This is a genomic window from Paenibacillus sp. MMS20-IR301 (assembly GCF_032302195.1).
In the GTDB taxonomy this organism is placed as follows: domain Bacteria; phylum Bacillota; class Bacilli; order Paenibacillales; family Paenibacillaceae; genus Paenibacillus_AQ.
In genome coordinates this window covers 3,052,205-3,072,351 of record NZ_CP135275.1, presented here as the reverse complement: position 1 = coordinate 3,072,351, position 20,147 = coordinate 3,052,205, and the positions used below count along the sequence as shown (strand labels likewise).

General features: G+C 51.7%; 11 protein-coding genes. All 11 read left to right on the top strand.

Annotation, left to right across the window (positions count from 1 at the left end):
* Window positions 1-9: 9 nt before the first annotated feature.
* Window positions 10-8,709, top strand: coding sequence for a chitobiase/beta-hexosaminidase C-terminal domain-containing protein (locus LOS79_RS13625; protein WP_315420574.1), 8,700 nt, complete (start codon window positions 10-12; stop codon window positions 8,707-8,709).
* 31 nt (window positions 8,710-8,740) lie between these two features.
* Window positions 8,741-9,430 (top strand): S1 family peptidase, encoded by a 690-nt coding sequence (locus LOS79_RS13620; RefSeq protein WP_315420572.1) that lies wholly within the window; start codon window positions 8,741-8,743, stop codon window positions 9,428-9,430.
* 150 nt (window positions 9,431-9,580) lie between these two features.
* Entirely contained in the window at window positions 9,581-9,964 is a 384-nt protein-coding gene (locus LOS79_RS13615; protein WP_315420569.1) for a LytR/AlgR family response regulator transcription factor, read from the top strand.
* Between the two features lie 94 nt (window positions 9,965-10,058).
* Window positions 10,059-11,243 (top strand): MalY/PatB family protein, encoded by a 1,185-nt coding sequence (locus tag LOS79_RS13610; protein WP_315420566.1) that lies wholly within the window; start codon window positions 10,059-10,061, stop codon window positions 11,241-11,243.
* A 533-nt stretch (window positions 11,244-11,776) separates the two neighbouring features.
* A complete protein-coding gene (locus LOS79_RS13605) occupies window positions 11,777-12,727 on the top strand; it encodes a nucleoside hydrolase (protein ID WP_315420565.1) in 951 nt (316 codons plus the stop codon).
* 174 nt (window positions 12,728-12,901) lie between these two features.
* Window positions 12,902-14,155, top strand: a complete 1,254-nt coding sequence (locus LOS79_RS13600; RefSeq protein WP_397386758.1) for a stalk domain-containing protein — start codon at window positions 12,902-12,904, stop codon at window positions 14,153-14,155.
* Window positions 14,156-14,328: 173 nt separating this feature from the next.
* Window positions 14,329-15,282, top strand: a complete 954-nt coding sequence (locus LOS79_RS13595; RefSeq protein WP_315420561.1) for a radical SAM protein — start codon at window positions 14,329-14,331, stop codon at window positions 15,280-15,282.
* Between the two features lie 221 nt (window positions 15,283-15,503).
* Complete coding sequence (locus tag LOS79_RS13590; protein ID WP_315420559.1) at window positions 15,504-16,457, top strand: bile acid:sodium symporter family protein; 954 nt, start codon at window positions 15,504-15,506, stop codon at window positions 16,455-16,457.
* A gap of 256 nt (window positions 16,458-16,713) precedes the next feature.
* Window positions 16,714-18,747 (top strand): methyl-accepting chemotaxis protein, encoded by a 2,034-nt coding sequence (locus tag LOS79_RS13585; RefSeq protein WP_315420558.1) that lies wholly within the window; start codon window positions 16,714-16,716, stop codon window positions 18,745-18,747.
* Between the two features lie 552 nt (window positions 18,748-19,299).
* Entirely contained in the window at window positions 19,300-19,572 is a 273-nt protein-coding gene (locus LOS79_RS13580) for a CD3324 family protein (RefSeq protein ID WP_315422204.1), read from the top strand.
* 2 nt (window positions 19,573-19,574) lie between these two features.
* Entirely contained in the window at window positions 19,575-20,021 is a 447-nt protein-coding gene (locus LOS79_RS13575; protein ID WP_315420556.1) for an HIT family protein, read from the top strand.
* Window positions 20,022-20,147 lie beyond the last annotated feature (126 nt).

The following is a 20,147-nucleotide window of genomic DNA, read 5'->3' as shown; positions in this document are numbered from 1 at the left end:
GGTGTCATCATGGCTTTGAAACGAAAATCATTAATAGGTTATCTGATAGCACTTGCGGTAATTGCCGTTGCGGCGGTCACCGGAGGAATCATGGCCAAGGCTGATTCACAAACCTGGACAAGCTCAGCGGACACGAAATGGTATGTCCCAACCAACGACACCTACCAAATCACTAAGGCTGCTGAGCTTGCAGGTGTGGCCAAGCTGGTGAACGAAGGTACCGGTGATGGTCTGCAAGGGAAAATTCTCGAGATTACAGATAACCTTGATCTTGGGGAGCATGTATGGATACCTATCGGTACAGCTGAGCATCCCTTTCGGGGAACGCTGATTACTAAAGACGGGTTGATTAAGACCATCTCAGGAATGAATGTAGTAGAGAACTCATCTTACCAGGGTCTGGTAGGGAATATGGAAGGCGGTACCGTAGGCGGTCTGAGCTTTAACTCAGGCTCAATTTCCGTCACCGGAGTTACTTATGATGTATATGCAGGGGCTGCAGTAGGGAAAATGAGCGGCAGCAGTATTGTGTTTGACATTACCAACAACATCAATATCACCACACACGCTGCTCCGTACCATTCCTATACAGGCGGGATTGTCGGAATGGGCGAAGGGATGATTTCCAACTCTATTAATAATGGAGCCGTTACAGCGGCGCAAGGTTCTGCTGATGTCGGCGGGATTTTGGGTTATGGTGATTCCCAAGGCATCATCATCAAGAAAATTACGAATAACGGTGCGGTTCTAGCACAGGGGGGAAGCGGTACCCTTGCTGCTGCAGGCGGGATCATTGGTCATGCAGCAGGTCTGCTTAAATTGAATGATGAGGATACTCCAATCATCAATAATGCGGCTGTTACCATAACTGGCGGCAGCCAGGCGGCGGCAGGCGGAATTGCCGGTAAAATAGACAGCAAGGTAGTTTTCTCCAACATGACTACCAATACTGGTGCAGTTACGGTTAATGCGCCTGCTGGAGAGGGCACAGCAGCCGGTGCACTTGTTGGCGCAACCGGGACTGTTGCCAGCCAAGAGGTTGCTATTACGTTTGTAAATACAGCTCCGGTAACCAATAATGGCCGGAACAATGTCTACACCGGAGGGATTGCCGGATACACAGGCAGCAAGTTCACCTGGACTCATGCTTACGTGAATACCCAGCCGGTTTCAGCAACAGGAACGCAGAATGTAGCGACAGGCGGTTTTGTCGGATACGCTGCAGAAGGACTGGTGCTTACCCATGCCAATGCGGCGGCATTTGAGAATACAGCTGCAATAACTGCGAGCGGGAGCACTAAAGTCTACACCGGCGGGATTGCCGGTTACGATAAGGATGGCAACCTGAATCAGGTCTCCTCCAAGGGAGCGCTGACTGTACAAGGTTCTTCCGAAGTCTATACCGGCGGGATAGCCGGCTATGAGCTCGGCGGAACGATTGCTTCGGCAACGGCAGGTAAGACTGCAGATGTTCTGCTGGCGATTACTTCTCCAGGGACCATCGGTGGTATTGCAGGTTATCTGGAGGGCACAGTGAATGGTGCCGCAGTTAAAAATGCAACGCTGCAAGTAACTTCAGCAGGCGGTGTGATCGGCGGGATTGCCGGGAATGCACAGGGATCAATCAACGGGGTAACCGCTGGTGATTCTGCTTCGCAAAGCTACAGCACATTAATTCTGAAGGCTGCGGTAACCACTCCGGCAGAAGGCCAGGATAATATCACATTCGGCGGTCTTGTGGGTGTGAACACCAAACCTCTGACGCTGACCGGCGGCAAGGCGGCGCGGATCAGCTTCCTGAATGAAACGGGCACAAGCGGATATACGATCGGCGGTGCAGCAGGAACGCTTACTAAAGATGCTGTAATCGGCACTGTTGCCGTACCGGTGGAGGTCCAGGATATTAAGGTTGAGCTGAAGGCTGACAAGGTAAGCTTCGGCGGCGGTGCAGGGAATAACTCGGCTGCCAAGTTCAACGGACACACGAACCGTATTGATATTAAAGCTGCTGGCGCTTCGGTAAAAGCCGGAGGGATGTTCGGTGAGAATCATTCAGCAGAAGCGGCAGAGCCATACAACCATGCCGAGAATGTAATCATCACTGCAACAGGTGCGGATAATCAGCTTGGCGGCAACACGGGTCTGAGTACCGGACAACTGATTAACGCTACAGTTACCCAGCTGTCTATTGAAGCGAAGGGTGTACGCGCTGAAGTCGGCGGGATTATCGGACATTCAGAAGGAGCGGCAGACCGGGCATTAGTGAGAACTGCTGTGCTGAATGTTCCAGGGTTCGACCCGATGATTACTCTGAGCGCTGCAGATTCCAAAGCAGGAGCTATCGCAGGGACTGCCACAACTACCGATATTAAAAATCCGGAAGTGAACGCAGAGGACGGGTCTGAAATGTACATCCGTGTTCTGGCTGCTAAACCATCTGTCGGCGGCCTGGCAGGGACGCTTACGGACAGCAGTATCACCAGCGACAGTAAAATAGTCAATCTGGAGGGTGCAAATATTCTGGTCGAGTCTGCCGCTACGGATGCTTATATTGGCGGTATGGTAGGTTATAATGAAGCTTCCAAACTTGAGGGTCTGGTAGGAACAACAATTAACCTGGCGATTAATGCACCGCGCGCGGTTGCCGGCGGGGTTGCAGGCTACAACCATGGCAGTGCTTCCGGAATTATTGCGAACAGTTATATCAGTACTCTGAATCTGAAAGCCAATGCAGGAGCGGTTTCTTCCAAAATCGGGGGGATTGTGGGTCTCAATGCTGCCCAGTCCATTGGCCCTGTACTGAATCCCGCTGCTGCAATCAGCACTATTCAGAATACACGTACGCTCGGCTCTGTATCCGCTGAATCCTTGAATTCGATCGTGGGCGGTATGGTCGGGGAGAACAACAGTCTGATTGCCAATAACAGCATTACTGATAAGATTACAGTTATTTCAAGAGGCAATAACTCCATCATCGGCGGCCATACCGGTGTAAATACTTCATCAGGAACGCTCTACTACACGTATTCCAATGCCAACTTGACCGTTGAGAATACCGGTACCCATGCCGGCGGCTTGGCCGGTGAGAATGCAGGAGTGGTTATCGGCTCTTATGTCGATATTGATGTTACCAGTAATGCGAAAGGAACATCAGCCAATCCGGTCTACCTGGGCGGACTGATCGGCAGAAATACGGCCGGGACGGTGGAGCAGTCGTACTCTTCCTCCAAGGTTACAGGAAATAACACCTACACCATTGTCGGTGGTCTGGTCGGGGAACTCTCCGGCGGGACAATCAAGAACTCTTATGTTGCAAAAAGCGTAGCGGCTACTAAAGCTAATTCTTACGTCGGCGGCTTCATCGGCAGAATTACAGACGGTAAAGTAAGCAATGTATACTCGGCGGCGGAAGTTACCGCCGGTTCCGGCGCTTATGCCGGCGGTTTCGCCGGACGTTATGATAATGCAAGCAAGGAACTGCTCTACAAGTCTTACTACATTAAAGATGAAGCACTGAACATCAACAGCGACTTGCCGGATTTCGCTGAAGGCAATCACCGCTGGCTGAACGTGCATGTCCGGCTGACAACCATCCTGTCTGAGACACTCAAGGACAGAACGGTCTTCCCGGGATTGTCGGGCTGGGACTTTGATAGCGCCTGGAAATACGGCTCACTGAACGCAGTCTATCAATATCCTGAAGTAAACCGTACAGCTAATACCGGCGGCGAAATCGGCAATGAGGTCAATGCCAATATCAACTGGTATATGAAAGATAAGAACGCCATCAACTTCCAGATTACAACGGAAGCGGAGCTTGCAGGTCTTGCAGGCATCGTCAACGGCTCCATCGCCGGAGCAGGCAAATTCGACTTTGCGGACAGAACAGTGACGATCATGAATCCGATCCATATCCAGTCCAAACAGTGGGTACCTATCGGCGATAAGAAAGAGAATCCTTTTGAGGGAACCTTTGAAGGAAGCAATCATTTGATCGACGGTTTGACGCTGCAGCCTGTATACACTTATTCCGGATTATTCGGAGTGATCGGAACAAAGGCTGTTGTGCAGAACATCAATCTTGAGCCGCTCTCTGTAGCGGGTAACGGGGAAACCGGGGTCCTTGCCGGAATAAACCTCGGTACAGTGAAGAATGCTGATCTGAAGCTGCTGAATGGTCTGAAAGTCAGCGGAGGCATTGTCGGCGGGCTGATCGGCAGCAATTCAGGGCCAATCTCCGGCCTGAATCTTACGCTGGACGGCGGAAGCCGGATTGAGACGATTGCTGACGGCGGTATTGCCGGAGGATTAATCGGTGAGAACAACGTGGATCTTACAGCTGCCGACTATGTATTCCATGATAAAGAAGGCAGTATCGGTTCCGCAGCAGACAATGCGTTGGTTGGAGGACTTATCGGCGTCCAGACCGGCGATGTAACGGGTCTGAGCTTCGAAGTGAATTCCAGATATAAGATTTCTACTACAGGTGTGGAATCTGTTACCGGAGGAATGATCGGACAGTTCATTTCCGGCCGGGCTGCGGATCTGAAACTGACCTTCGCTGATGGCACGATCGGGGCAAGCGGACTCGACTCCATCCTCGGCGGAATCATTGGTCAGTCAGATAGAGAGAACAGCATCAGCAATGTCACAGTGAGCGGGTCCTACAGCGGTATTCAACTGACTGCTAACGGTACTGTCGGTGGGGTTGTCGGTGCTAAAGAAGGCAAACTGGGCGGGAACAAGCTGGCCCGTTCTATAGAGTCTAACAGCTTTGATATTGATCATGCTGTAGTTCAAGGTGTGAAGCTGGTTACAACCAGTGACAGCCTAAAGGCTGTTATCGGCGGACTCGCCGGCAGAACATTAGAGACAGCAATCAATGATGTCCGTTCAGATGCTGCTGTTCAGGCAGCCGGTGAAACTATCTTAGCCGGTGGTATTCTGGGTGAAGGACATAATTCAATTCTGTATAATGCGGACGCGTCATCTGATCTTCAGGCGGCGGCAAAAAATGGCGATGTCTCAGTCGGCGGTATTGCCGGTGCCATTTCCGCGGATGACATTAACCGGGGCTTCGACTTCGGTAAAGGTTATCCGCTGTACAGCGGCATTTACATGGCTAAAGTTCATAACGGCAATATTTCAGTAGCAGGAACAGACAATACTGCTGATCTTTATGCAGGCGGTATCGCGGGCAAGAACACCCATGCTTCGATCTACAGCTCGGAAATTGCTTCCGGTCTGAAGGTAAGCGGCGGAAACACTGCAAATGCCGGCGGAGTTGCCGGATACAGCAGTGGTATCATTGTAGATACAATCGTGAGGAGCGGTCTGCAGGCGGATACCAGCAGAGTGTACAATGTCGGCGGACTCGTCGGCTGGGGATTCGGCGGTGAAATTCACTACAGCAAAGTAATCTCCGGCTCCGGACAAGCTATTACAGTAGGCTCGGCTTTAACGCTAGGGCAATCGGTACCGGCAACCCGTGCCGGCGGAGCTGTTGGATTGGGTGATGTCATTACAATCACGCATAGCCACACGGATATTCCGGTACTGATTACAGATACCAATCAGGACAATACGATCTATGCAGGCGGATTTGCCGGACTTCTGGGGGATACCGATACCCGCAGCGGACAAATTCAGAAATCCTATGCAACAGGCAAGCTGAATGTCAGCGGCAGACTGGGCTCCTATGTCGGCGGCTTCGCAGGTTCGGTCGATCATTTCTTGATCACAGATTCCTATGCATCCGGTGACATCAGCAACACAGGCTTCGACACCCGCAGCGGCGGTTTCGCAGCAGAGGTGGAGAGAAGCGGCAGCATCAGCAATTCTTATGCATTGCAGAGCAAGATCTCTACAATTGGAGTGAAATCTTCGACCCGCTCGTATAATGGCGGCTTCGCAGGGTATAACGACGGGACTCTGACAGGCGTATACGCCAATGTTCCGGAGATTTCAGTGAGTGTAACAGGCAGCAATGTCTCCACGGGCGCACTCGTCGGCTATAACTTCCGGGATGGCAAAATATCCGGCTCGTCATATACGACAGGTACGCTGACGGCAGGATTGGGCGCTGTAGGCCGTAACCCGGGCACAGCGGCAGGTGCGGTTAAGACAGAAGCGCTTAATCCGCTGAGTGCAGACACTTGGCTCATGGACTATGACACTACATTCCTGAATGAATTGACGGACGGAACGATTACGGTGCAGACTCCGCTGCAGCTCGCGGGTGCAGTCATGTTCTATAACGAGACAGGATTGAATTATTACAAGCTGTTCAACAGAACAGCTGAGAACAAACCGGAGCTGGGTACCATCCTGCTAGGGGCAGATATCAATCTTGCCGGAAGCAGATGGATCGCTTTCGATAGCTTCCAGGGCGTATTTGACGGTCAAGGACATACAGTCAGCGGACTGTCACTGAAGACGGCAGAACAGCAGACAGCCGGTTTTGTTAAAGAAAACCACGGCCGGATTCTGAATGTAACCTTTACCGGAGCGGAACTTTCCGGCGCAGTAAATTCCGGTATTGCTGCAGGGATTAACCACAAAGGTGCAGTAATCCAGAATGTTAAAGTCAGCGGCTCCGTAGCCGGCAGCAGCGCAGCAGGCGGTGCAGCAGGTGTGAATCAGGGAACCATTGAGCAGGTGACTAATGAAGGAGTTAGGCTTTCGGGGCAGAGCCGCATTGGCGGAATTGCCGGACGCAACGCCGGAGCTATTCACCAGGCAGTGTCTAAAGGCATTATTGATGTTACCGCCACACTGGCAGCCGGCGGAATTGCCGGGGAGAACAGTGCGGAAGGCACCATCACTGAATCGATGTCCTATGGCGATATCTATGTGGCTTCGGCCCAGGCTATAGCCGGCGGGATCAGCGGCCTGAACGCAGGAGAGATCAAGAACAGCTATTCCGGCGGATCAGTCTCTGCTGATGGCATGTCTACCGCATGGGCTGGCGGTATCGCCGGTCTGGCGGAGAGCGGAACAATTACTTCTTCCTTGAATACCGGAGAAGTTAAGGCCGGAGTGAAGGGCAAAATTGTGCCGCTGCAGGCCTTCTTCGGAGGAATTGCCGGACAGAAGTCGGATCATGCAGCAATCAGCCAGTCCTTGTTCAACAGACAGATGCTGAAGAATAATATTGCGTACTTCAATGTAAATGGCTTAGCCGTAGACAGTAATAATAATGGCGTTAGAGGTCTTACGGCTGCGGAGCTTACCGGCTCTAGTGTTCCAGCAGGTCTGGATGCCGGAGTATGGAAAGCTGTAAGCAGCTTCTACCCGGTACTAACTGCCTTTGATGGAACCAGTGAAGGAACACTGGCTTCTGCAGCATTGATCTTAAGCCCGCAGGATCTGATTAACCGTGTGGGCCACGGGTTTACTCTAAGCAACAGCAGCTCGCTTAGCTGGAGCGTAGGTTCAACCGGAGTACAGGTGAATGGTGCTGCGGGGAGCCTGACAACAGGCGGCAGCGCTGAGCTGAGAGCAACAGCCGGAGGACAGAGCAGAAGCATTATTATTAATGCGGCAGCGCTGAAATATCCGGGATCAGCAATTGCACCTGCTGCAACTCCGTCAGAACTGAGTTTCTCCTCTGAAGTAAGAGTAGAGCTGACAACAGTGGAGCCGGGCGGCGTTATCTACTACACGCTCGATGGCACGGTGCCTAACGAAACATCACAGCAATATAAAGAAGCTATCGTATTAAACAATACGACAACTGTTAAAGCGGTCACTATCGCTGCGGGCAAAGAGTACAGCGGAGTCTCTGAGTGGATCTGGACGCGGATGCCTTCAGGCGGCGGTGGCGGTGGTGGTGGCGGTACTGCACCGGCTCCGTCTCCTACCCCAACCCCGGCCCCGGTACCAGCGGTTACTGCGGTTGCCGGCACAACGACAGTGAACGGAGACAGCGAGGCGCCAGTGAAGATTGCCAAGAACAGCAAGCTGAAGCTGACGGCTCCGGAAGGACAAACGGTCTATTACACAACGGACGGCAGCATACCGACACTGGACAGTCCGAAATTCAGCGGTGAGCTGTTGATTACCAAGAATACGACGATCAAAGCAATTACGGATAAGGATGACACAGTCATTACTATCGAGTATGTTGTTGAGAATGCAAAGTACAGCCTGAAGAGCAACGCCGGGGAGATCAAGTACATTGCTGCCTATCCGAACGGGCTGTTCATGCCTAACGCAGCCATTACAAGATATGAGCTGATTGAAGCCCTTGCACCGCTGCTTGATATGGAAGAAGTTAATGTCGGCAATCTGTTTAATGATGTGAGTGCCGGCAATGAAGCACTGACCGGATTCTTTGCTTCGGCAGGCATTATTGAAGGTTATCCGGACGGCGGCTTCGGAGGAACGAAGGGTCTGACGAGAGCCGAGTTCTCCAAAATCATGACGACCGTGCTGAAGCTGGATGTTACGGAGGCCGGAGTGACGAAGCAATCAGATCTGAAGGGACACTGGGCAGAGAAATATGTGAATGCCCTCTCCAAAGCAGGTTATGTCCAAGGCTTCCCTGACGGCACCTTCAAGCCGGGGACACCAATTACCCGTGCACAGGCGGTTGTACTGATCAACCGGATTGCCGGCACGAAGAAGCTGGTTGTAACATCCGTACGTTTCAAAGACCTGCCTGCTACACACTGGGCTTATAAAGACATCATGGCAGCTGTAAAATAATCGCGTTACTTGAAGAAGGGAGATAAGGCGGATGAGAGTTAAACTGCTGGCCGTGAGCCTGATCTTCACGCTGATCTCTGCGGTTCTCTTCTATGAAGGAACTACCAGCGCTGAAGCCCCCGGCATCTATAATGCTGAGCAGAGCTATGAATTGGCCAGTGAAGCTATGTTCTATTTGCGGGTGCTGAAAAGTGACGGCACGGCAAGTTCCACGGGGACAGGAATTATCCTGTCCCCGGCCGGAACAGCGGCAACGGCTTACCATGTGGTCAAAGGCGCGGAGCGGATGGAGGGGGTTATGGCGGACGGGAGCATCATCAGTCCGATCAAAGTCACGAAATTCGATGAGCTTAAGGACTTGGCAGTCCTTGAACTGCCAAGTCCTGCAGCAGCGAAGCAGAAAGGTAATGCGTATGCTTATCTTCCGCTGCGCTCGGCTGCCCTGAAGCATGGAGAAGCTGTATTTGCACTCGGTTATCCGCTGAAGAACACAGCAATCATCACAGAGGGCATCGTCAACACGCCGGATGCAGAGATCAATGGCAGAAGCCGGATTCTGACATCGGCCCAGGTGGCAAGCGGGATGTCCGGCGGTCCGCTGCTGGATACGCATGGACAGCTCGCCGGAGTAATCTCCGGTTCACTGCGGACGATGAATAACATCCACTTGATTGTGAACATGGAGGACCTGCGCAGCCTGCTGCCGGCCTCCTTCAAGTAACAGAACTTCCAGGCAGCAATGCGGCTTGGATAAATAATGGCTGCAGGATGAAGATGACCATGGCTGTCCTCTAACGTTGAGTAAACGCGGGGACAGCACTTTTTTTAAAGAAATTGCCGCTAAAGTCACTTGAACGGAAGGAGGGAACCCATGATTAAGGCATTCCTGCTGGACGTGAACCAGAAGGATCTCTATAAGCTGTCGTCCATGCTGCAGCGCACAGGTAAGGTCAGCGTGATCGGTATGTCAGTCCATGCGCAGAATGTTACAGACAGAATTGCGCTGCTCCGTCCCGATGTACTGTTTCTGGATCTGCAGCTGCCTGGAATGCAAGGAGTAATTATTGCTGAATATGTAAAAAAACAGCTGCCGGAGATCCAGATTGTCGTTGTCACAGAGAGCAAGCAGCATGCGTTATGGGCCTTCGACCAGAATATTGCGGACTATCTCATGAAGCCGCTGGAGGAGGTCCGGCTGGGCCATTCATTAGAAAGGCTGCGCAAGGGCTGCTGGGCGGATGAATCTACGTCTTGAACAATTAAAGAATCGGCAGGCATGAAGGCTGCCGGATCAGCCCGTCTCATGTTACAATAGTCGGACAAGCTGAAAGGATGAGGTGATTCTTGTTTTGAAATATGATTTCGAACGTATCATTGACCGCAGCAATACCCGCTCTTACAAATGGGACCAGTCCGAGAAGCTGTTCGGCCGCAAGGATATTCTGCCGCTTTGGGTAGCAGATATGGATTTCGAAAGTCCGCCGGCAGTCAAGGAAGTGCTGCTGCGCCGTGCGCAGGAAGGAATCTACGGCTATAGTGTGCCTAGCGATTCCTATAAAGAAGCTATCCTTAGCTGGTACGGCAGACATCATGACTGGAAGATCGAAAAGGAATGGATTACAGATTCACCCGGTATCGTGACCTCACTCAGCCTGGCGGTTGAGCTGTTCACTGCACCCGGAGATCCGGTCATTATTCAGTCGCCGGTGTACTATCCGTTCTATGATGTCATTCAGATGAATGACCGCAAGGTAGCCAAGAACCCGCTGCTGCTGAAGGGCGGCAGGTATGAGATGGATTATGCGGGACTTGAGGAGCTGATGAAGGACGGGGCCAAGCTGCTGCTGCTGTGCAGTCCGCATAATCCCGGCGGCAGAGTATGGGAACGCGAGGAACTGCTGAGACTCGGCGGATTATGCCTGCAGTATGGCGTAACGGTCATTTCAGATGAGATTCATTGCGATCTGGCAATGCCCGGTTACAAGCATATTCCGTTTGCCTCCTTGTCAGCAGAACTGTCTGATATTACAGTCACGACGCTGGCTGCGACCAAAACGTTCAATTTACCGGGGCTGCAAACCTCGTATATTGTAGCTTCGAACCCTGCGCTGCGGCTCAAATTCGAACGCAAGCTGAAGGCGTTAAGCCTGCATATGGCTTCATTCTTCGCACAGGAAGCGGTGGAAGCTGCCTATAACGAAGGAGACGAGTGGCTGGAGCAATTGGTTCAGCATGTTGCCGGTAATGCAGAGTATGCAATAGCATACTTACAGGAGAAGCTTCCGGCAATCCGGGTGATGAAGCCGCAAGCGACATATCTGCTGCGGATGGATTGCACTGCGCTTGGCCTCGATGCGGCAGGGCTGAAGCAGCTGATGTATGCTGAGGCCGGGGTGGCTTTTAACGAAGGCTCTGTCTTCGGCACCGAAGGCCAAGGCCATTTGCGGATTAATCTGGCCTGCCCGCGTTCGCTGCTGACCCGGGCACTGGAGAATTTCACCCGGGCCGCGTCTGCGCATACCGCCAAGATCTAGGATTTGCTTCACCATTGAATTTCTATATATTGATGGGTGATCCACTGAATGGGGCCGTCCCAAAAGCTGTTTTTATGGCTTATGGGACGGCCCCTTTGCGTTTTTGGTCAATGACAGCCTGCAATTGATCCAACAATATCATTGGTGAGGGAGTAGCGTGTTCTATTGCACTTTGTGCAGTAGAACACGGTTAAAACCGCCTGGAAGTTGAATCTACTGTATTTTGTACAATAGTTTTTTTGGATTTAGGCATTTTATGCTCATTTCCCTGAAAATCATTGTACAAAATACAATAGAATGGATTTTTCGGCCGTTTAGCAAGGAGTCTAATGCACAAAATACAATTACTCATTTCTATCTATGGGCGTTCTTTCCCGCAAATACACCTTAAAGTATCCCGTGCTAAATTCATGTCTGGCTAACAATGAATAATTCTGCCTGCTTATTGAGCCGTTTCCCGGCCCGTGTTAAGATGGGCATTACGGCAAGCTGAAGATCAACAGAGAAGAAACAGAGAGTAGGAGAGACAAGAAATGAGTATAACGCGGATGATTATTGATTGTGATACAGGGATTGACGATGCGCTCGCCATTCTATACGCCCTGCGGACCCCGGATGTCGTAGTGGAGGGTATTACTACGGTATTCGGCAATATTGATGTGCAGCAGGCGGCGGACAACACACTCAGACTGCTGGCGCTTGCTGATCCGGGCTATGATATCCCGGTTGCGCTTGGGGCTTCACGGGCGCTGGTGCGGGAGCTTACGGGCTTCTCCACTCATGTGCATGGCGGTAACGGCATTGGCGATGTTCAGCTGGCACCTTCCCGGCAGGCTCCGGTTCAGGAGACGGCGGCAGAATTTATTGTGCGGATGGCTGACGAGAATCCGGGTGAGATCGTACTGGTTACTCTCGGGCGCCTGACCAATCTGTCGCTGGCGCTGGATATGGACCCGCTACTGGTCTCTAAGCTGAAGAAGGTAGTTGTTATGGGCGGTACGATCTTCAAACCGGGCAATGTGACACCGGTGGCTGAAGCTAATCTGTGGGGAGACCCGGAAGCGGCTGACCGGGTATTCACTTCAGGCCTGCCTGTGCTGATGATCGGACTCGATGTTACGCTGAAGACAAGGATAACTTCAGAGCATCTGGAGCTGTTGAAGCGCTGCGGCCGGGAAGAGAATACTGCGATTATTGATTTCATGGAACAGTCGCTCGGCTACTATTTCAAATTTTACCGGGAAGCCAATTATCTCATCAACAGTGCACCGCTGCATGATCCGCTGGCACTGATGGCGGCTCTGCATCCTGATCTGGTGACAACGCGGCGGATGAAGGTCCGTGTAGAGCGGCAGGGCGAATTCACTGCCGGGATGGTCGTAGCCGATCTGCGGGCACAGCCCAAGGAAGGGACGTTCATTGAAGTTGCAGTGGATGTCGAGGCGGAACGTGCAGTCGGCGTCTTTTTGAGTGCATTTATGTAGCAGGAATTAAGCGGATTATAGCAGGCATCAGCAGGTTCTTCCCACGTTCAACTGGCAGCTGTACTCTCAAAAGTGACAATCTCTTAATTTGCTAAAAATATCTATTTTGGTAAAATGGTAGAGAATGTACGGCTGAGAGACTCATAAACTATCAGAAGAATGGGGATTATAGATATGAAAGCTTTGGCTAAAATTGTGTTATGTGCTGCCATTTCAATTGGCGGCATGTCTGCTCTGCCCGTAAACGGTGCGCAGGCTGCTGCACCTGCCAGTGTCAGCATTCAGCTGGACGGCTATCCGCTGCCCTTCCCGGTTGAGCCGGCGGTAATGAGCGGAACGACCATGGTGCCGTTCCGGGCCATCTCTGAAGCACTGGGCATACAGGTGGAGTGGAACCAGGCAGCGCGCCGGATCACAGCTACTCAGCAATCTGCGGCTGATGCGGCTAAGACTGTAGTCATTCTGACCCTCGGCAATACTAATGCGTCTGTGAACGGAACGGCTGTGAAGCTGGAGGCTGCGCCGCAAAATATCCGCGGCACAACGATGGTTCCGCTCAAATTTTTCAGCCAGCAGTTCGGTGCAGCCGTAGCCTGGAATCAGGCAGCCAAGACGGTGTCGATTACTTCACCTAAGCGGGATATATACACTTTGGGCTTCTACGCTCAGAAAGCCTACAGCGAGGTTTCCCTGATTCCGAGCTTTGACGCTGTAGCCTTCGGCTGGAGCCGGATTGATAAGACCGGCCAGTTCACCACAACCGGAACCGATTTCTGGTGGCCGGAGGCTGCAGGTGACGTTACACCGGAATCTATTGTGCAGAATGCTGCCGCCACCGGTACGGCGCCTTATCTGATGGTCTATTCCAGTGACTCTTCGCTTGAGCTGAGCAAGAATCTGGAGGACCCGCAGCTGCAGGCGCAGACCATTGCAAGTATCGTTGATCTGGCAGCGTCCAAGGGCTTTCAGGGCATCGGCCTGGACCTGGAAGGGCTGGGCCTGACCGGAGACAAGGGAGCTGTGCAGAGCCAGTATAATGCTTTTGTCAAGAACCTCTCAGCCGCCGCACGTGCCGCCAGCCTGAAGCTGACAGTCATCCTGCATCCGCTCAACAGCTCTTACAAAGGTTACGATTACAAGACGCTGGGTTCACTTGCCGATGATCTTGTAATTATGGCTTATGCTTACGAAGGTGAGAAGGGACCTGAGCCTACCGCCAAGGTCGATGAAGGCATCCGGCTTGCCCTGCAGCAGGTCAGCAAGGACAAGCTGATTCTCGGTATTTCCGTGTTCAGCGAGAATGAATCCTCCGTGAACACGAAGATTGGCCTGGCCAAACGTTATGGCCTGAAGGGAATCGCGATCTGGCGCCTCGGCCTGATCGGCCAGCCGGTAATGAGCAAGATGGGCGAAGCTATTGAATTATAAGCTATAATCACTAATATAAATATCTGCTTGAAGACTGCGGCTCTGCTGCGGTCTTTTTTGCGTGCGCCAGGCTGGCGATGCCAAATGTCACATTAAGCCGGCGGGTTAACCTGTATAATTTTAAAGGTTGACTTTTGAACTGAGTATCTCATTTTAGGGGAGGAATATAGAGCATGAGCACAAAATACAAAGCACTGGAACTGGATAAGCCGATGACATATGAGCTGGAAGGGCTTGAAGTCGGGGTCACCTCAAACTGCAATTTCCGCTGCGACTACTGCTGCGCCTACAATAGAAATGACGGACAGATGATTAACAGCAAGGAGGTAATCCGCATTCTGGAGGATCTGCCTAATTTGAAGCGTGTCCGCCTCTCCGGCGGTGAAGTGACGCTGAAATTCCAGGATTGCGTGGAGATTGTGGCTTACTGCAGCTCGCGTGGCATTCAGACCCAGTTGAATTCAAACGGCAGCCTGCTGAATGAAGAACGGATCGGACAGCTGGTTGAGGCCGGACTGACGACGATCCATATCTCCTTTAATTTCACCAACGCTGAGGATTTCTCGCGGTATTACAATATTCACACCAGCGTGTATCACAAAATCAGAGAGAACATCACCATGTTCGCCAAAACAGATGTCAATGTCGTACTCGAAACGCTGCTGTTCAACGAAACGCAGGATAATATGCGGGAGATCAGCGAGCATGTATATTCGATGGGCGTAAGAACCCACGAAATCCAGAACAGCATCATTATGGGACACACCGGCTGGAAGGCGATTGCGGCCCGTGAACAACTGAAGAATGCCGTGAATGAGCTGATTACCCGGAAGCCCGAGGATACAACACTCTACTTCACATGTATGGACCGGTTCATGGAGGCGATGGGCTTCGAGGAGCAGCCTGGTGTCTACTTCCCGCACTGCATTGAGGGCATGAAGCAGCTTCACCTGCACGGCAACGGCGATATTCTGATCTCCGAGCTGTGCCATCCGGTTATTATCGGCAATATTTATAACGGCACCTCGCTAAAAGATCTGTACAGCAATATGCCTGCACCGCTTGAGAAATATCTGGAGAAGCGCCCTTGCCCGGCGCTTGATGCTTTATTCCCGCAAGGCGTATGATGTTAAGAAGCAGGACTGCAGCCTAACCGCTGTTGTTCTGCTTTTTTTTCTCCGCTTTGTGGGGGGTTCACTGCTTATTGAGGTATAATCAACACTGTACCGGAGGGGACTCTGTAATTTACTGAAAAGGAATGTATGGCACGCCATACAGACAGGTATACATTATGCTTGGGTCCATCAGACGCGGGTTAATCGCATCAAACGTTGTCCTTGAGAAAATAATGCCATTGCTCACTCCGGCAGCCATTGCGGTTGGCGTACTGAATGAAAAGGCGCTGCTGCCGTTTACATGGCTCGTGCCGTGGATATTTGCTTTCATGACGCTGATCGGCAGCCTGAAATCGAATTTCCGTGATGTGCTGGCCGTGCTGGCAAGACCGCAGAAGCTGATGATTCTGCTGATTATACTGCATGTAGCTATGCCGCTGATCGGCTGGCTGGCGGCAATGCTCTTCTTCCCGGGAGATCCGTATACAGTGACCGGATATGTGCTGCTGTTCGCAATCCCGACAGGAGTGGTAAGTGTTGTCTGGGTGTCGATGCATGGCGGGAATGTGGCGCTTACGCTGGCATTAATCCTGATTGATACCTTACTCTCCCCGCTGATTGTGCCCGGTACGCTGTATCTGCTGATGGGAGCAAGCGTGCAGATGGAGATTGGCGAGATGATGACCGGCCTGCTCTGGATGGTAGTGCTGCCTTCTGTCGCCGGGATGCTGCTCAACCAGTTCTCCAAGGGTAAAATCACTGCCGTGCTTGGCCCGCCGCTGGCGCCGTTTGTCAAAGTCGGCCTGTTCATCGTGGTGTCCATCAATGGCGCCAGCATTGCCCGCTATCTGAAGCATCCGGACGGGAAGCTGGCGCTGATTATTGCTGTCACCTTTGTAACGGTAATTCTCGGTTATGTCATCGGCGCGGCAGTTTCCCGCCGTTTCCGCTGGAATGATGAAGATGCCGTAGCTGTACAGTTTAATTCGGGTATGCGCAACCTCAGTGCAGGTGCGGTGCTGGCCGTCAAATATTTCCCGCCGGCCGTTGCCCTGCCGGTTATCTCCGGGATGCTGTTCCAGCAGATTCTCGCTGCCTGCTCCGGCATGTTCATCCGCAGCCGGGCGAGACGCCTGCTGCAGGCGGGAGCGGCAGCGGAGCAGCTGGCAGCGAAGCGGGGGGCCTAAAGTCCGGGCTGCAGAACACCGCGCCTATTTATAATGATCCGGCTTAAGTCCGCAGCCTCTGCTTGCAGCAGAGAGTACGGGCTTTTTTGCCTAGAAACAAAAAGCAAAGTTCGACAAAATTCGATATTGTTTTCAAAAATTCGTCGTAAAATATTAATTATTTTCAAGGGAAATCCGATAGTAATTGTAATAAATATTACAGTTTCAGCTTGAGATGAACCAGTAGATCAGAACAAGGCGGAAGGGTGTAGAAACTATGAAGATTCGTACGAAGCTATCAGTAATGATGATTGTGGTCACACTGATTTCTACAGCATTAATGGGTATTTTTACGTACACTAAGTCTACTGGCACGATTATGAGTCTTACCGAATCTTCAATGGCACAGGTGAATACCAACAAGGCGCAGACGATTGCAGCAATGATAGATAAAGAGAAGCGGAGTATGCAGCTCGTAGCAGGTCAGGCGGAAATTACCGAACTGCTGATTCAGGCAGGAAGTGGCGGGCTTGAGAACGGGGGACAGCTGCAGAATCAGGTCAATGTGAAGCTGCAGGGCCTGGTGAAGGATGCCGGCAACCTGGAGCATATGTTTGTAGTTGATATGAACGGTATTGCCGTAGCTGACAGTGACACTAAGCTGGTCGGTACGGATTTCAGTGAAAGAAATTACACGAAGAATGTGATGAAGACCGGTGAGGCTGTAATCAGCGAGACGCTCAAATCCAAGTCTACCGGAGCTTATGTGCTGGCCTTCGTTCATCCTGTAACAAGCGGCGGCAAAATGATCGGGTTCGTGGCATCGGCCGTTAATGCGAGCAGCATCATCAAGTATTTGTCTGACGCCCAGGTGACTAATGCGCCGTCCTCCTATGCCTATCTGGTAGATGAGACGGGCAATGTTCTCTACCATCCGGATGAAGCAAAGATTGGTTCCGTAGTTGAGAATGCAGCGATTAAATCCGTTGTGGAGCGGATCAAGACGGGTGAGAACGTACCAGACGGAATAGTTCAGTATACTTATAACGGGGCGGAGAAAAAAGCGGCTTATACCGTTCTTCCAGAAACGCATTGGACGCTGGTGCTGACCGGCGATCTGGATGAGATTATGCTGCCAGTGCAGCAGATGACCAATTACATTCTGATTCTTGGAGTCGGGAGCCTGCTGCTTACCCTGCTGATCGGGATTATTGTCGCCACCCGGATCTCCTCGCCGATTATGAAGCTTACTGAGCTGATTAACCGTACGGCGGAGCTGGATCTGAAGTATGATAACCGCTACGAATACCTGAGCAAGAATAAGGATGAGACCGGGACTATAGCCAAAGCCATGTTCCGTACCCGCGTCGTGCTGCGTGAGATGGCCGGAAGCCTGATTACGATCTCGTCCAAAGTGCTGGATAATGCGGAAACGCTGGAGAAGCTGTCCATTGATGTCAGAGAGAATGCGCATGATAATTCGGCCACGACAGAGCAGCTGTCCGCAGGGATGGAAGAGACAGCTGCCTCTACACAGGAGATGACAGCGGCCATACACGAGATTGAGAACAATGTCCGGACCATCTCCAGCCGGGTAAAAGAGGGGGCGGGAGTCTCCGGGCAGATTACGGAGCGTGCACTGGCACTACAGCAGGATGCACTCAACTCCACGGATAATGCCAAACGGATCTACGGCTCGGTCCGCGGGGAGATGGAGCAGGCGATTGAGCAGTCGGGCGCCATCAGTGAAATTAATGTGCTGGCCGAGACTATTCTCTCCATTACAAGCCAGACGAATCTGCTGGCTCTGAATGCGGCAATTGAAGCTGCGCGGGCGGGTGAGGCCGGCCGGGGCTTCGCTGTAGTGGCCGGAGAGATCCGCAAGCTGGCCGAGAAGTCTTCTCAGACAGCATCGGGTATCCAGGGCGTGGTCAAAAATGTCAACAGCTCCGTAGAGCAAATGATCCGCCATTCCGAAGCGATGCTGACCTTCATTGACCAGAACGTGCTGGGCGATTATGAGCGCCTGAACGAGGTCAGCCAGCAGTACAACAGTGATGCAGCAACGATTAATGAGCTGATGAACCAGTTCGAGGATGCGGCTGATCATCTGAATGAAACGGTGTCGAGCATTGCCATTGCCGTCAATGAAGTGGCGGCGACGGTGAATGAAGGCGCAATCGGTGTGCAGGATATCGCCGAGAAGACCGCAGATATTGTGGAGAAGACCTTCCACGAAGCGGCGATGGCGGATGAGAATACCCAAAGCGCCAAGGAAATGCAGGTGCTGGTAGAGAAATTCAAAATCTGAGCTGAGTTTAAGCAGATCTTTAGATTAGCTTCATCTGATTTTAAGCTTGAGGGGGTATAGTAATCCCATAACCCCCCTTTAATATAATCTTTGGCTCCGCCGGACGCTGGCGGGGTCCTTTTTTTTGTTCGGATGTCTGACTAGGCCGGGTATAAGCAGGCTCCCTGGGCTAATGTATATGAAATTCCGAATACAATGTGCCTGTGCGCTGCTAATCGGGCCGAATGTATGCGGAAAACCGCATACATTGGGCTGCCCCGCCATTCCGAAGCGCCGCTCTCTGCAAGCAGGGGACTTCGTGCTTTTTTGGAGGAAAAAACTGTCCCAGTATGCTATATTAAATTTAATCTCAAGTCAGATATTGGAAGGAGGATAATCATATGAGTAAGTTAATGCTTAGCTCTGCGCAAAGTTTATGGATCAATCACGGCGGTTGTGTGCGCAGAGCGGAAAGCAAGCTTCCGCTGTAAAGTAACGATTGGCCGGTTATAGCTTTGATTCATAGACTTTGCTGCCTCTAAAAGTTCATTACTTTTAAGGAGCGGAGCTATGATGAAATATGTAAATGCAGATCATGCCTTGCCCCAGCATCTGCTGCGGGAAGTGCAGAAGTATATTCAGGGCGGGCTGCTCTATATCCCCAAGCCGGAAGGCCAGCATACCCGCTGGGGAGAGAAATCAGGCGGCAGAAGCTATTTGGCTGCCCGGAATCATTCGATCCGTGAGCGATACGCCAGCGGAATCAGTGTGGCCGGACTAGCTGAGGAATTTTGCCTGTCATGCGACAGTATCAAGAAGATCGTATACGGACGCAAGCAGGCGTGAGAGTGATCCATTGGAATAGAGGGGTGCCGGGTGTGGACTGTCTAGGCTGCAGAATTGCAAATGGAATCGAACCTGATCTGAACATTATTTATGAGAATGAGCTGATCACCTGTGTTCTTGATATTGAACCTTTCAATGAAGGCCATACGCTGATTCTTCCCAAGCAGCATTATAAGGATATTATTGAGATGGACGCGGAGACCGCTAAGGCCGTGATAGATGCTTCGCGGCAAATTTCTATCGCCTTGAAGCGCTTATATAAGCCGGACGGGATACGAATGTGTCAAGACAGCGGCAAATTCAACGATTTGACGCATTATCATATGCATCTCATTCCACGGTATGAAGGCGACGGGTTTGTCTGGGGCGAACCCCTGCACCCGGATGGTGCCGAGCTGCGGTTAAGCCAGACCAAAGTCAAGCTGATAGAAGTTCTACAAGAGCTATGAAGGAGCCCGTGTCGGCTCCTTTTTTGTGTGCAAAAAATGAATTGCAGCTGTTTATCATCTATGTCCATCCGTTGAGCCGCCCATATAATTCATATAGAAATACGTATGCGGAAGGCAGAGAGATGG